Origin of the sequence: Marinobacter changyiensis (assembly GCF_009193265.1) — a bacterium.
Taxonomy (GTDB): domain Bacteria; phylum Pseudomonadota; class Gammaproteobacteria; order Pseudomonadales; family Oleiphilaceae; genus Marinobacter; species Marinobacter changyiensis.
The window spans coordinates 267,753-281,959 of sequence record NZ_VZZZ01000004.1 but is presented as its reverse complement, the minus strand read 5'-3'; the positions used below and the strand labels follow the sequence as shown (position 1 = coordinate 281,959).

The window sequence follows — 14,207 nt, the reverse complement described above, 5'->3', positions numbered from 1 at the left end:
ACCAACCTGTCTCATTCAGGCTTGATCGAGAATTTCCATTACCCGCTCAGCGAGTTCATCCGGACTGAACTTGGCCATGAAATCATTGGCGCCAACCTTCTGAACCATCGCCTTGTTGAATACACCACTCAGGGAGGTATGCAACATGATGTAGAGCGGGTCGATATTGGTATCGCTCTTACAACGGGTAACCAGCGTATAGCCATCCATTTCCGGCATTTCGACATCTGAAATCATCATCGAGAAATGATCGGTGGCCTTCGAGCCATCGGAGGTCATTTCTTTGAGCAGGTCCAGTGCCTGCTTGCCGTCGTTTTTGGAAACAACCTTAATGCCGATCGCGGACAGGCATCTTTCGATCTGGCGACGCGCCACTGAGGAATCGTCTACCACCAGAATGGGCAGTGATGCTCCCCGATCAGTCTCACTGCTACGACTTAAAACCGACTCGGTCAAATTCGATTCGAGCGGAGAAACCTCTGAAAGAACCTTTTCTACGTCAATGATTTCAATTATTTTATCATCGATTTTGGTTACTGCAGTCAGATAGACTTCACCGCCAGCGCCTTTGGGCGGTGGCAGTATATCCTCCCAATTCATGTTGATAATCCGGTCCACAGCGGTAACGAGGAAGCCCTGGGTTTTTCGGTTATATTCCGTAATTATTACGAAGCTTGTGGCGATCTCGTCTGCAGGAATAGGCGTCATCCGGATCGCGAGACCAAGATCAATAATCGGAATAGTCTCACCCCGAATGTGTGCCACCCCCCTTACCATGGCTCGGCTATTGGGAATGGAGGACAGCTTCGGGCACTGTAAAACCTCTTTTACCTTGAAAACGTTGATGCCGTATACCTGCCGCCCACGCAGGCGAAAGAGTAAAAGCTCAAGCCGGTTTTCCCCCACTAACTGGGTACGCTGGTTTACGCTATCGAGTACACCTGCCATTTACCGCTACTCCTGAATTTAGACCAACCGTTCACCCCGCCCGGCACACATCTTGCGTACCGATAGCTATCGGGCCTGGTGACTCTGGTTAACGGCAACATCCCGACAATATTTAATAGAAACCGGAATACCCGCCAGTGTATTGCCAGAGATACTCAAAGCATAGGACAAACTTACCCAAATGCGCCGCCTCACTCTTACTGGATTACTGCTCACAGCTGTCTTCAGCCAGACCGCCTTTCCCGTCGGCAATGGCTCGTCACAAGTGTTGGCAGCGGCTACACGTTTCCTCGATCAGTTTGTTGGGCAACAAGCTGCGGAAGGCTATGAGATCACCTATGAGCTAGGCAACCTGGACTCCCGGCTAAGGCTCGCCGATTGCGCTGGGGGCCCGAGTGTTGGCTTTAGTGGCGACCCCTGGCGCTCCATGCATCCAAGGCTGATGATATCGTGCGAGGGCGATCGACCCTGGAAGATTTTCCTCGCAAGCGCTGTGGAGATCAGAGGCGAGGCCTTTATCGCCGCACGGCCGCTTGGGCGTGGTGACCGCTTGAGAAAGGAGATGATCAACAGATCTCAAGTAGTTGTTAATTCAGTCCGTAGGGACGCCATAAAGGATCTCGAAAACCTGGTCGGCATGGAAATCAGCCGTCCTATTAGTGCAGGGACGGTTTTTACCCCTGATCTGGTATCAGCTCCGGACGCCGTCTCGCGAGGGGATCATGTTATTATTACTGCCCGTACTGGCAACTTCTCAGTCAAGTCCCGCGGCAAGGCGCTTGGCAATGGGCGCGTTGGTGAACAGGTCAGAATCGAAAACCTTTCGTCGTCCCGGACCGTAAGGGCACGAATCGTTGGCCCGGGACATGTTGAGGTGGTGATGTAGCACTTGAGGTGGTGGCGTAAAAACGCGCCGGGCAGAACCATGCCGGTAAGCGGCAGTTATTTGCCACATTACCGGGGCGTCATAAAATTTGTATGAAAATTGTTAAAGAAGTCGGCACTGCTGCCGATAGATAATCAAATAGCTCAGTTTTCCAGGATCAATACCGGCAACCCTTCAAGCAGGCAGGACATGTTATGACAGTTGACTTTAATGGAATTGGCCCCGGCCAGGTCAACACCCAAAAGACCTCGACCGACAAGTCACAGGCCAGCGGGACAACGCCACAGCCCTCTTCAGAACAGGCTAAGGCACCGGCACCCCGTGGCGAAAACGTCAGCCTCAGCGCTCAGTCTAAAAACCTGAAGCAACTGGAGCAGCGGTTGGACAGTTATCCCGAAATGGATGACCAGCGTATCGAAGAGATCAAAGCGGCTTTGGCGGATGGCAGTTACAAAATCGACGCGGAGAAGCTGGCCCAGAAAATGCTTGAGATGGATAATAGCATTTTCGGATAAACTATTATGGCCGCAATCGATGATCTCAAGCAGTTACTCAATCAGGATGTGAGCGATCTTAATCAGCTCGCTCTCCTGCTCGATGAAGAGAAAGCCAAACTTAAAAGTTCTGATATCGGTGCCATCGAGCCATTGACCCAGCAAAAAAATAGCATGCTGAGGCACATCCGCGAGCGAGCCAAGCGAAAGATTCATGTGCTCGTAGAGATGGGCTACCGGCCGGAACACGGCGAACCTTCCCGATTTATTCGCAGCGCAGGCCTATCTGAACTGACGTCACTCTGGCAAGCAGCCGAGACCGCCCTCAATGCCTGTCATCAGCGTAATCGGGTTAACGGCCGGATTATCAGCCATCTGCAGAATCGTTTAACCAGGCTCACGGATATATTCAGGGGTTCGGCAGGCCAAGCGAAACTCTATGGCTCCAGCGGCCAACAAACCTCGGTCGGCCAAAGGAATATTCTGGCCAGCGCTTGAGATGAGGCACGACAAAGCAGTAAAGAAAAGACCGGCATGGAGACACGCCGGTCTTTTTGCTTTCAATCTGCGCCAGGCGGCGAAGGGACGTCGGAAACTAACAAAAATTTAGTGTTTGGACCACGCTTCCTCAGCGCCTGGTGCGCACCAGTTCTGGTAGACTGCCGGGATTCTAAAAAAGAATAACCCTGACGAATGAATTCATGAGGCAAAACCCGTGACGACCAATCCAAGGAAAACAGCCGTAAAGAAGCCAGCACTTTTCACCCAATTGCTTCTGATCAGCTTGCTCAGCCTGATTCTCCCCGCTTTTTCATACGCCGAAACCGATGCCAATAAAGCGAATAGTGAGCTCCCGCGGGTATTGATACAGACCTCCGAGGGCAACGTCGAGTTGCAACTTCGCCCCGATCTGGCACCTGAAACCGTTGAAAACTTCCTGACCTACGTGGACAGTGGTTATTACGAAGGCACGATATTTCACAGGGTTATTCCCGGTTTCATGATTCAGGGCGGCGGCTTTGACGAGAACCTCAACCAGAAATCTACCCGGCCCCCGGTTCCCAATGAAGCCAAGCCCACGGCAAAAAATCTGCGTGGCACCATTGCCATGGCGCGGACCTCCAATCCGGACTCTGCAACGTCCCAGTTTTTTATCAACCTCGTCGATAATGCTTATCTCAATGCGGGTTCCCGCGGGCCGGGTTATACGGTTTTTGGCCATGTTACCGAAGGTATGGGTGTGGTTGACGGGATTGCCAACCAGCCTACCGGAACTAAAAATGGCATGGGTGACGTCCCCCGCGACGCCATCACCATACAGAATATCCGCCGGATGGAAGAGTGAATGCCATGGATTTGCCGCATTCACAAGCCTCGGTCAGGAATGATCTGGCAGAGCCCCGGATCAGGCCATTAGACCTTGACTGGGTTGAAGACCAGGCGGTTATCCCAACCTCCGGCCTGGTATACCCTCGCTCGGCCAGCAAACTCCTTGATGTGACCCGATCGCTTGCCGAAGGCAACCTTCTGCAGCAGCGGTTTCAAAAGCTCTCAGCAGGACAGTCGATCGTTGTCGCGGAACCGGCTTTTGGCGCTGGTCTGAGCTTTCTGGCTACGTGGCAGACCTGGAAGGAGTCCAAACCCGCTGCAGGTGCTGTACTGCATTTCGTGGCGGCAGAGCCGCGCCCGCTGAGTGTAGATAACCTCCGCCGGACACTGGCACGCTGGCCTCCCCTGAAACCACTTGCCGACGAATTGGCCGAGCACTATCCAGCAATGGTTGCAGGCGTACATCGGCTCGTGTTCGACCAAGGTCAGGTCCGGTTAACGCTGAACTTCAAGGAGCCGCTATCCGCCTGGGCCGACATGCAATTTATTGCCGATGCCTGGATCCTGAACGAAACAGAAGAGGCGGTTTTACCCAAACCGGTCATTGACGCCATTCGGGATCATAGCCGGCCTGGCACCACGGTATCAATCAGATGCGCTGATGAAAAAGACCCATTGGCAGCATTGGCTGATGCCGGCTTTGAGTTTTACAAGGTACCCGGCGAGGCGTGTGTCCCTGAAATACATGCAGCCAGTCTCCGCCCAGATGCAATTTCCGGGGATATAACTGAAAGCCACCCTCCTTCCACGACCATAATCGGCGCCGGGATTGCTGGCGCGCTGCTCGCCCGCAACCTGGCCGAGCGAGGCTGGCCTGTCACGGTATTGGAAGCAGCGCCCTCGCCCGCCGCTGGCGCCTCGGGCAATCAACAGGGCGCCCTCTACGTCAAATTGGGCGTTGATTACAATGCCCAAAGCCAACTGGCGCTTTCAGCGCTGCTCCATAGCCAACGCTTTTACCGCCAACTGAGCTTTTCATGCTGGCACCAAAGCGGCCTTCTGCAGCTAGCCTGGAGCCCGGAAGAAGCCGACAGACAGCGCCGTTTTTGTGAACGCAACGATTATCCGGGCGATATTCTTCGGCAAGTCGGCCCGGTTGAAGCCCGACAGCTCAGCGGCACAACCGTCACCACGGGTGGGCTCTGGTACCCTAACAGCGGCTGGCTTGAACCAGCGCGGCTCTGCGAACAGTTATTACAGCACCCGCTCATTACCCTTCGCTTCGGGTTCCAGGTTACCCGCCTGATGCCTTGCAACGGGCGCTGGCACGTGTCCGGCGACGGTGAGGCGGAGGTTGCGACAGAGCGAGTTGTTCTGTGTGTGGGGCATCAAACACCCGCATTGTTACCGGTTTTCGGTGATTTCCGGTTCAAAAGCATCCGCGGGCAAGTCACATCATTGGCAGAAAGCGTCCTGAATGCGCCAACCTCCGTGGTTTGTGGCCCCTGCTACCTGAACCCGGCTCATCAGGGCCAGTGTCTGACCGGTGCGACCTTCGACCTCCGCGATCCTTCCCCGGACCTGAGGACCAGCAGTCATGAGGAGAATCTGGATCAGTTGAGTGCCATAGTGCCGCAGCTATGGACAGACGTCCGGCCAGCATCCGACCAGTTGGATGGACGGGTCGCGTTCCGGTGTACCACCCACGACTATCAGCCTGCCGCCGGCCCCTTGACCGATCGGTCGGGACAGGTGCTCGAAGGGATAGATCTGCTGACGGGCTTTGGCAGCAAGGGTCTCGCTTATGCGCCATTACTGGCTGAATACCTGGCCGATTACATCACCGGACAGCCCAGTGCGTTACCGGTCTCACTGGCATGTCGAGTACAACCGGACCGGTGCCGCTCTCCGGCCCAACAGAAAACTGCCTGATCATTAAATTTTTGATTGTAAAAAATGGCGAACGAGAAAACTGTTTGAGTTTCACCCAGTACAGCCGATAACCTGTTATCAACCCCGTTGTGTGGATTTCCCATGCCGATTTTTGTCAGTGAACCCGGCCGACCCCAGGGGACCCGTTTGCCTGAGGCATTGCGCGGGTCCCGTGTTGGCGCTATCGATAGTAGCAGTAAATCCCATCGTATCGATCCAAAACACCACGATGTTACCGACCCCGCCTACCTGAATGCCCAGCAGCTGACTGCTAAACGCGCGTTTGCAGAATACAGCGAAACCATGGACACCGGGCCTGAAAGTGAGCGGGTCTACCTGCCGGTTTCCAAAATATGCACACCCACATTATTTACGCTACCGGCTTCCGCTACCATGGCCGATGCCATGACGGAAATGGACAAGCACGGGGTTCATCACCTGGTGATTCTCGCCGAGGAGTCAGTTGCCGGTCTGGTGGATCGGCGCTGGGTACTGGAATGGCTGCACAAACAGGGTGTTCAGGCCAAAAGCGAAAGCTTCACCCAAATTGAGTTGCCAGCCTTCCTGACCGCTACCCAGGAAACCGACGCCCATAAACTCGCGCGGTTGATGTTGGCACACAGACTGAATGCAGCACTGGTTGTTGATCATCAAGGCCAGCCCTTCGGAATTGTAACCAGCACGGATTATCTCAGGCTATACGCGGACGCAAGCCGCAAACAGGAAAGCGTATGAATCTTGTAGCTAACGCCTGAACTGCCGAGGAGGCTCTGAAGAATCAGCGGTCGACTTCTGGATTGTAGGGTTATTCAGAGGCGCCTTCGGCGACGCCATGACTTGCAAGGAACTTCACGAAGTCAGCCTCCTCCATGATTTTTACGCCCAGAGATTCCGCTTTGGTCAGCTTTGAGCCAGCAGCCTCCCCTGCCACCACACAGGTGGTTTTTTTCGAAACACTGCTCGCCACTTTGGCGCCCAGCGCTTCCAGCCTGACCTTGGCCTCATCCCTGGTCATCTCCGAGAGGCTTCCGGTAAGCACCCAGGTTTCGCCGTTCAGGGGCCGCTCTGATGCGGTTATGACTTCAGACTGCCATTCGACTCCAGCACTCTTCAGAGCGTCAATGATCTCCTGGTTGTGGGCCTGGTCAAAGAAGCTTCTAACATGCCCCGCGACAATCGGGCCCACATCCGGAACCGCTTGCAAGGCTTCTTCCGATGCCTCGCTAATCGCTTCCAGGCTGCCAAAATGACTTGCCAATGCTTTGGCTGTTGCCTCCCCTACCTCCCGGATACCCAGGGCATAGATAAAGCGCCAGAGCACCGGGTGGCGCGATGAAGCAATTGCACTGACCAGGTTGTCAGCCGACTTGTTGCCCATTCTGTCGAGGCTCTTCAGGTCATCCCTGGTGAGGTGGTACAGATCCGCCACCGTATTGACCATGCCCTTTTCAACCAGAATGTCGATCCACTTGTCTCCCAGCCCTTCTATGTCGAGGGCTTTACGTGAGGCATAGTGTTTGATTGCTTCCTTCCGCTGGGCGGCGCAATAAAGCCCCCCGGAGCAGCGGGCGACCGCCTCGCCCTCGATCTGCACCACGTCCGAGCCACAAACCGGACAATGGGTCGGACGCTGAATGATCTGGGCATTTTCGGGGCGGCGCTCGGTCAGCACTTTTACCACCTGAGGAATAACGTCACCGGCACGGCGTACGAACACGGTATCGCCAATGCGAACATCCAGTCGTTCAATCTCATCCATGTTGTGCAGGGTGGCATTACTGACGGTAACCCCTCCCACGAACACCGGATGCAGGCGGGCAACCGGCGTGACGGCGCCAGTGCGGCCGACCTGAAATTCCACCCCCTCTATCACTGTAAGCTCTTCCTGGGCGGGAAATTTCTGGGCAATGGCCCAGCGCGGTGCGCGGGAAACAAAGCCGAGGGCTCTTTGCAGAGCAAAATCGTTGACCTTGAAAACAATACCGTCGATGTCATAGGGCAGCTGTTGCCGTTTTTCCATAAGCGCCCGGTAGGCCTCAAGGCACTCATCGGCACCTAGCGCTTTGCGCATCTCGCTGTTAATCCGGAAACCCCATTGCTGAACGAGCTTGAGGCAATCCCAGTGGTTATCCGGTAAATCCTGCTCATCCAGTACAGCCACGCTGTAGGCGCAGAGTTCAAGTGGTCTGCGGGCTGTGACCTTCGGGTTCTTCTGGCGCAAACTGCCGGCTGCCGCATTGCGCGGATTGACGAAGGTTTTCTCTCCACGGTCTGAAAGACGTGAGTTGAGCGCAGCAAAACCTGCGAGCGGCATATAAACCTCACCCCTGACCTCTACCAGCTCAGGAAAGCCCTCGCCACGCAAACCCAGCGGCACGGACGGAATAGTACGGATATTGGCGGTAATATCTTCGCCGGCGTAACCATCGCCTCGAGTGGCTGCACGGGTCAGAACGCCCTTTTCGTAATGCAGACTGACCGCGAGCCCGTCAAGCTTGGGCTCGCAGACATACTCGATCGGGCCGTCCTTTTTCAGCCGGTCTTTCACGCGTCGGTCAAAATCCCGAAGCTCATCCTCGCTGAACGCGTTATCGAGGGACAGCATCGGCAGCCTGTGAACCACCTCATCGAAGGTCGTTTCAACATTGGCACCGACTCGCTGTGTCGGCGAATCCGGCGCCACAAGATCCGGATGCTCAGCTTCGAGTGCCTGCAACTCACGGAACAGTCGGTCGTATTCCGCATCCGGTATCCGGGGGTCATCCAACACATAATAATGATAGTTGTGATCGTTAATCTGCTCACGCAATGTCTCTATCCGTTGGACTACCGATGCGGTGTTAGCCATGTTCTCATGCGCCTCGCTCAACAAAAAAAATGCCCGGCGAACCGGGCATGACGGACTATCCTCTCCGGAGTGCTTACACCCGCTGGGCGTGATGCTTCCGCTCATATTCCCGGATTCGTTGACGGCAGTGCTCAATAGTTTGCGGTGTCATCACACTGCGACGCTCGTCTTTCAGTTCACCGCCCAGATTTCGCACCACGCATTGGGCTGTCTCAAGCATAAAATCAAATGCCTGCATGGCATTATTCGGTCCGGGGAGGCTCATGAAGAAACTGATACCCGGCGTAGAAATCCCCGCAATTTCATCGGGGCGGAATGTGCCTGGCTCTACGGCATTCGCGACACTGAACTGGACCGGGCTGTGAGTATCGGATGCCTCATGCCGATGATAAATGTCCATGTCACCGTATTCCAGACCACAGGCCTCAAACAACTTTTTCAGATCTGGTCCGCTGAACGCCTGGTTCGGCTTTGACAACACATTGATGACCACCACTTCCTGGGCGTCCGGGCGATTGGCCCCGGCCAGTGGCTGGCCGGATTGTGCATGGCTTGTTCTTCGAGCGGTGTCTTCTTCGACTTCCGAGGTAACAACCGGAGGCACTGCGTCACTTTGATCGTGGAACTCACCAGCACCCGGATTTGCTTCGGCTTCCTGCTGCTCGCCTCTTACCGAACGGGCTTCACCCAGCATGTCATCGTCAACATCAGGCTCATTGTCGTTAGCACCCCACCCAGACTCGACGCTCTCTTGCTGGAGCATGGTTTCAAACGCATCATCTTCCTGAGCGTATAAGTCCGCTTCAGTCTCTGTTTTTTCAACGACTTGGGGCACAGCCTCGACCGGCGGCTTCGCATTTTCCGGCCCGCGTTTTGAGGAGACCACCGGCCGGGTCGGCTTGGGCTCGGGATTGGCGAAACGGGTTTTACCGTGGCTTTTGAGATACCCCCTTTCCTGCAAAGTGTCCCGCGTAATCGGCCGAGCACCGCCATTCGGCAACTCGGGGTTAAACTCTTTCTCCAGCGGTGACTCTTCCAGCTCATCTGCACCCATACCGGACGATATCTCCATAGCGTCTTTGCGGGCACGCCGCATGCGACGGAGTCCATCAATCACGATGGCCAGAATAACCAGGGCACCTATGGCAATTAACCATTCCCTAAGAGACATAATCATGCAGTCCTGTGTGCGAATCGCGTAACGTTGTTACTCTATGCAAAGCTGCCGCCTAATACAACGCGGCGCCTGCTAACATGGCCTTTTTGTCACTTTTTGTACGAGCACCTTTACGCACAAATCAAACACTTACCGATCACATTTCAGCCAATGCGGCGGCTTCTTCAACATCGACCGAAACCAGTCGAGAGCAACCAGGTTCATGCATTGTCACCCCCATCAACTGGTCCGCCATTTCCATGGCGATTTTGTTGTGGGTGATATAGATGAACTGTACCTGACTGGACATCTCTTTCACCATGTTGGCATATCTCGCCACGTTGGCGTCGTCCAGCGGCGCGTCTACCTCATCCAGCATACAGAAAGGCGCCGGGTTAAGCTGGAATATCGAAAATACCAGGGCAATAGCTGTCAGGGCCTTCTCGCCACCGGACAGCAGATGGATGGTACTATTTTTCTTGCCCGGGGGCCGCGCCATGATGGTCACGCCGGTCTCCAGTAAATCTTCTCCGGTCAGTTCCAGATAGGCGTTCCCACCCCCGAACACTTTTGGAAACAGCGCCTGCAAACCACCGTTCACCTTGTCATACGTCTCCTTGAACCGTTGCCGGGTTTCCCGGTCGATCTTGCGAATGGCGTTGTCCAATATTTCCAGGGCTTCAACCAGGTCTTCGTGTTGGCTATCCAGGTAATTCTTACGTTCGCTCTGGACCTGATACTCTTCAATAGCCGCCAGGTTAATGGCGCCAAGGCGCTGGATACGGCCAGCAATCTTCTCCAGCTCATCTGCCCAGACTGGCTCACTGGCCTCCGGAGGCATGGTCTCAAGGACCGCTTTGAGGTTGGCATCCAGTTCCTTCAACTGCTCCAGATAGTTGCCTGAGCGAATCTCCAGCGCCTGGGATTCCATCTTGTACTTCTCGAGATTCTGCCGGATGTCCTGGATGACGTGCTCGGCCCTGCTCCGGCCCTGCTCTTTCTCACGAACCTCCCGGTCGGTGTCTTCCAGTGCATCCCGGGCAAAAGAAAGTTTTTCCTCTTCAGCCAGACGACGATCAAGAAGCCCTTCCAGTTGTGACTGAAGATCTTCCAAAGGCTCTTCAGCACTCTCCCGACCTTCCTGCAGGATTTCAACGCGCTCTTCAAGCCGCTCCCGCTGCAACTGCATGCGGTCAAGAGTCTGACGCAAACCGTCCCGCTGGCTGGTGAGGGTCTGTACCTGCAATTGCAACTGATGGGCATGGTCACGATCATGGCGTGCCTGCTGTCGCAAATGGTCCAGGCTCTCCCTCAGCGTGTCACGGCGAGCCAGCAGGCCTTCCTTCTCTTCGTCGTTACCCTCGGTGCGAGATAGCGCTTCCTGCCAGTCAAAACGAACCACAGCCAGCGATTCCTGCTGTTCTTTTAACTGATCACCGAGGTCGGTGGCGTCATCAACAATGCGATGCAGGCGCGCATCGATCTGTTCAGTTCGTGCCCTGAGACCGCTGATTCGTGACGTTAACTCGCCAAGCTCTCGTTCGGTGTCTCTCAGGGTTTTCCGGGCATCATCCTGTTCAGTTTCTGCAACAGCGGTCTGTTCTTCCAACGTTCCCAACCGGGCAAGTTGCTGTTCAAGTTCGCCTGCAGCAGCCTCATAGTCACCCTGCAGCTGCGATACCTTTTGCTGGCGTTCAAAAACTCCGATCTGGCCCGCGTCAGATAACGGCATTCGCAACCAGTGGCGCCCGAGCCACACCCCGTCGCGGGTGAGAATGCTGCCGGAGGGAGAGAGCTGTTCGCGACGGGCAAGGGCTTCGTCGAGGGACTCAGCCATCTCGATCGCCCCCAGAATGTCGCTGAGACCAGCAGCATTCTGCACCTTGGCCTGTAGCGATTTGCCGCCGTCTGCTGACAACTGATCGTTACCCGGTTCCACCAGCGACGCACCTTTCGGAGCATGGGAGAGGGCCTCACCCAAATCAGCAATGCTCGACACGCACAGACTCTGGGACAGATGGCCCAGAACCTGTTCAACGGCGAACGACCAATGCGGATCGATACGCATCTCTTTGGCGATACGGGGCTGCCCGCCGAGATCGTAGCGGCCCAGCCAGGCCTGGAGGTCATTATCCTGACCGCCCATTTGCTCATCAAGCATCGATTGCTGGGAGTCCATGCCGGCTTTCAGGGTCTGAACGTTCTGGCGCTGTTCGGAGACCAGTGAATCGACCTCTTTCTGGTGGTGACGAACGTCCTGCAAACGGCTCTGGATAGAATCAATACGCTCAGCCGCTTCTTCCCGTTGCAAGCGGGCAATTTGTTCCTGTTCGGTTAACTCATCCAGTTCCTCCCGATCCAGTTGCCCTTCTAACAGGGCTTTTTCATCATTGAGGCGATGTTGTCGATTGATCAGGCGCTCAATGGTTTCTTCCAGGGCGCGGATTCGGGACTGGGCGAGCTCAGCCTGACGGCGGGCATCCGAAGACCGATTGCTGAATAGCTCCCAGGTTTGCTGCCAGTCGTTCATTGCCTGTTCGGCTTGCTGCAGGTTCTCCGCCGATTGCTCTGCATGCTCTGCCAAAGCTTCCTGCTCTGGCGCGAGCATGGTGATCTCTTCCTGGATACCGTCCAGCTTGGATTCGTCTTGCTCAAGCTCGCGGGCCAACTCCCGCTGATTCGCCAATGCCTGATCAAGTTCGGCGGCCATCTGGCGGCTGCGCTCGCGCTGATGCTCAAGGCTTTGCTCAATGCGTGCGATATCGGCGCCGGCTTCGTAATAGCGAGCCTGGGCCTTGTTAAAATGGTCGGTCTGCTCCTGATGGCCTCCCCGCAGGGATTCCAGTGAGGTTTCCAGATTGATCCGCTCGGTCAATATTTTCTCAAGCTGTAGTTCTGTATCGCGGATTCGGGTGCGGGCGCTTTGAAGATCCGTATCCAGTGTCTGCCAACGCAGAACCGTAAGCTCAGCTTTCTTCTGACGCTCCTCCTGCTTGAGGGCTTTGTACTTCTCCGCAGACTGAGCCTGGCGCTGCAGATGCTGGAGTTGACGCTCCAGCTCTTCCCGCAGATCGGTCAGACGTTCCAGGTTTTCCTGGGTCCGGCGCATGCGGCTTTCAGTCTCTTTCCGGCGCTCTTTGTACTTGGAGATCCCGGCCGCTTCTTCGATATAGATCCGGAGCTCTTCCGGCTTAGCCTCGATCAACCGGGAAATCATGCCCTGCTCGATAATGGCATAGCTTCTCGGTCCCAGACCGGTGCCAAGAAATAAATCGGTGATGTCACGACGGCGACATTTGGTACCGTTCAGGAAGTAATCAGACTGGCCTTCTCTGGAGACACGCCTTTTTACTGAAATTTCGTTGAACCTGGCGAATTCGCCCGGCGCCGCGCCACTGGTATTATCGAAAACCAGTTCAATAAACGCCTGCCCGATTGGTTTGCGTGCACTGGAGCCGTTAAAGATAACGTCGGTCATGGACTCACCGCGCAGATACTTTGCGGAGCTTTCGCCCATTACCCAGCGCACGGCGTCGATGATATTGGATTTACCACAGCCGTTGGGGCCTACAACGGCGGTCATATTGGAGGGGAAAGGCACCGTGGTTGGGTCAACAAAGGACTTGAAGCCAGCCAGTTTGATCGATTTCAGGCGCATTGTAGGATCTGATCGTCCGCTCTACGGTTCCAAGAAAAACAGTTTATTCGGCCTGGCAATATCAGGCAGACTCCGCCTGTCTGAGAGTGCTGAGCACCTGACGGCGCTGATGTTCTCCAAATGCACGGATACTTACCTCAAGCGCTGCCGCATCAGAGCGCCTCACCGCTGAGGCCAGCTGCTGGAAAAACCGTTCGGTTTCAGCAAGTTCACCACGAAAACTCTCCAGCGCAACATAATACGTGCGGCTGATGGCCGGTTTGAAATTTTCCAGAGTTTCCTCCAGAAACGGATTATCAACCATGCGGTAGGCATGACGCATGACTTCAAACCCCGCCTCAATCACGCTCTCAGTGGGCTCATCACGACGGGATTTTCCGGGGTCAATAAGCGACTGTAACTCGCTGACCCTGGCCATCACCCCTGCCACCTCTGGCTTCGACCAGCGTTCAAGTACCTTGCGGCCAAGCATACACAAAAGTTCAATGTAAATGTCATACAGACTGTTTACCAATTTCGGTGTCAACTGGGAAACAACCGCTCCCCTTCGGGGGAAAATCTCTATCAGATGCCGCCGTTCGAGAATAAGCAGGGCTTCCCTTACTGAACCGCGGCTAACATCCAGCTCACCGGCAACCTTCAGTTCCTGGATACGCTCACCGGGGGGCAGCTGCCCGGTAATAATCCTCTGTCCCAAATGTTGAGCAATTTGCTCCGACAGACTTTCTGGTGCCTGGAATCTCATAGCTGCCTTCGTTCGATGTAATTTGGACATGACCATCAGGTCGCGGAGTGTACCACAACCGCCGCTGCACCCCAGCCATTGCCGGTAGCGACAGATGCGTGGATAAATCCGTTCGAGAACCCCCCGTCGCTTCAGTGACATAATATTGACAACCTGCGGGCTTACCTTAAAGCTGTATCGATTTTAAAGCCTTATAGTACTGATTAATATC

The 14,207-nt window shown here is 55.1% G+C and carries 11 protein-coding genes; 6 read left to right on the top strand and 5 right to left on the bottom strand.

The window, feature by feature from the left end; all coding sequences use genetic code 11:
* Window positions 1–15 precede the first annotated feature (15 nt).
* A complete protein-coding gene (locus F6Y09_RS12460; protein WP_152207255.1) occupies window positions 16–948 on the bottom strand; it encodes a chemotaxis protein CheV in 933 nt (310 codons plus the stop codon).
* 181 nt (window positions 949–1,129) lie between these two features.
* Between F6Y09_RS12460 and flgA the strand changes: the two genes are divergently transcribed.
* The 6 genes from flgA to F6Y09_RS12430 all read left to right on the top strand — a co-directional run bounded on the left by flgA (window position 1,130) and on the right by F6Y09_RS12430 (window position 6,324).
* A complete protein-coding gene (flgA, locus tag F6Y09_RS12455; RefSeq protein ID WP_152207254.1) occupies window positions 1,130–1,834 on the top strand; it encodes a flagellar basal body P-ring formation chaperone FlgA in 705 nt (234 codons plus the stop codon).
* A 194-nt stretch (window positions 1,835–2,028) separates the two neighbouring features.
* Window positions 2,029–2,349, top strand: coding sequence for a flagellar biosynthesis anti-sigma factor FlgM (gene flgM, locus F6Y09_RS12450; protein WP_152207253.1), 321 nt, complete (start codon window positions 2,029–2,031; stop codon window positions 2,347–2,349).
* A gap of 6 nt (window positions 2,350–2,355) precedes the next feature.
* Window positions 2,356–2,826: a flagella synthesis protein FlgN gene (locus F6Y09_RS12445; RefSeq protein ID WP_152207252.1), complete on the top strand. Its 471-nt coding sequence runs from the start codon at window positions 2,356–2,358 to the stop codon at window positions 2,824–2,826.
* A gap of 286 nt (window positions 2,827–3,112) precedes the next feature.
* A complete protein-coding gene (locus F6Y09_RS12440; protein WP_152207443.1) occupies window positions 3,113–3,673 on the top strand; it encodes a peptidylprolyl isomerase in 561 nt (186 codons plus the stop codon).
* 5 nt (window positions 3,674–3,678) lie between these two features.
* A complete protein-coding gene (gene mnmC1 / locus F6Y09_RS12435; protein ID WP_152207251.1) occupies window positions 3,679–5,589 on the top strand; it encodes an FAD-dependent 5-carboxymethylaminomethyl-2-thiouridine(34) oxidoreductase MnmC1 in 1,911 nt (636 codons plus the stop codon).
* A 102-nt stretch (window positions 5,590–5,691) separates the two neighbouring features.
* On the top strand, window positions 5,692–6,324 hold the full coding sequence (locus F6Y09_RS12430) for a CBS domain-containing protein (protein WP_152207250.1): 633 nt from the start codon (window positions 5,692–5,694) through the stop codon (window positions 6,322–6,324).
* Window positions 6,325–6,394: 70 nt separating this feature from the next.
* Here F6Y09_RS12430 and ligA read toward each other — a convergent pair whose 3' ends face one another.
* The 4 genes from ligA to F6Y09_RS12410 all read right to left on the bottom strand — a co-directional run bounded on the left by ligA (window position 6,395) and on the right by F6Y09_RS12410 (window position 13,996).
* Complete coding sequence (gene ligA, locus F6Y09_RS12425) at window positions 6,395–8,437, bottom strand: NAD-dependent DNA ligase LigA (RefSeq protein ID WP_152207249.1); 2,043 nt, start codon at window positions 8,435–8,437, stop codon at window positions 6,395–6,397.
* Between the two features lie 73 nt (window positions 8,438–8,510).
* Window positions 8,511–9,608 (bottom strand): cell division protein ZipA, encoded by a 1,098-nt coding sequence (zipA, locus tag F6Y09_RS12420; protein ID WP_152207248.1) that lies wholly within the window; start codon window positions 9,606–9,608, stop codon window positions 8,511–8,513.
* A gap of 142 nt (window positions 9,609–9,750) precedes the next feature.
* Window positions 9,751–13,251, bottom strand: a complete 3,501-nt coding sequence (gene smc / locus F6Y09_RS12415) for a chromosome segregation protein SMC (protein ID WP_152207247.1) — start codon at window positions 13,249–13,251, stop codon at window positions 9,751–9,753.
* Window positions 13,252–13,312: 61 nt separating this feature from the next.
* Window positions 13,313–13,996 (bottom strand): GntR family transcriptional regulator, encoded by a 684-nt coding sequence (locus F6Y09_RS12410; protein ID WP_152207246.1) that lies wholly within the window; start codon window positions 13,994–13,996, stop codon window positions 13,313–13,315.
* Window positions 13,997–14,207 lie beyond the last annotated feature (211 nt).

Excerpts from the sequence above, each read along its gene's own strand:
- F6Y09_RS12460 (WP_152207255.1), bottom strand. The coding sequence starts at position 948 with ATGGCAGGTGTACTCGATAGCGTAAACCAGCGTACCCAGTTAGTGGGG.
- flgA (WP_152207254.1), top strand. The coding sequence starts at position 1,130 with ATGCGCCGCCTCACTCTTACTGGATTACTGCTCACAGCTGTCTTCAGC.
- flgM (WP_152207253.1), top strand. The coding sequence starts at position 2,029 with ATGACAGTTGACTTTAATGGAATTGGCCCCGGCCAGGTCAACACCCAA.
- F6Y09_RS12445 (WP_152207252.1), top strand. The coding sequence starts at position 2,356 with ATGGCCGCAATCGATGATCTCAAGCAGTTACTCAATCAGGATGTGAGC.
- mnmC1 (WP_152207251.1), top strand. The coding sequence starts at position 3,679 with ATGGATTTGCCGCATTCACAAGCCTCGGTCAGGAATGATCTGGCAGAG.
- F6Y09_RS12430 (WP_152207250.1), top strand. The coding sequence starts at position 5,692 with ATGCCGATTTTTGTCAGTGAACCCGGCCGACCCCAGGGGACCCGTTTG.
- ligA (WP_152207249.1), bottom strand. The coding sequence starts at position 8,437 with ATGGCTAACACCGCATCGGTAGTCCAACGGATAGAGACATTGCGTGAG.
- zipA (WP_152207248.1), bottom strand. The coding sequence starts at position 9,608 with ATGTCTCTTAGGGAATGGTTAATTGCCATAGGTGCCCTGGTTATTCTG.
- smc (WP_152207247.1), bottom strand. The coding sequence starts at position 13,251 with ATGCGCCTGAAATCGATCAAACTGGCTGGCTTCAAGTCCTTTGTTGAC.
- F6Y09_RS12410 (WP_152207246.1), bottom strand. The coding sequence starts at position 13,996 with ATGAGATTCCAGGCACCAGAAAGTCTGTCGGAGCAAATTGCTCAACAT.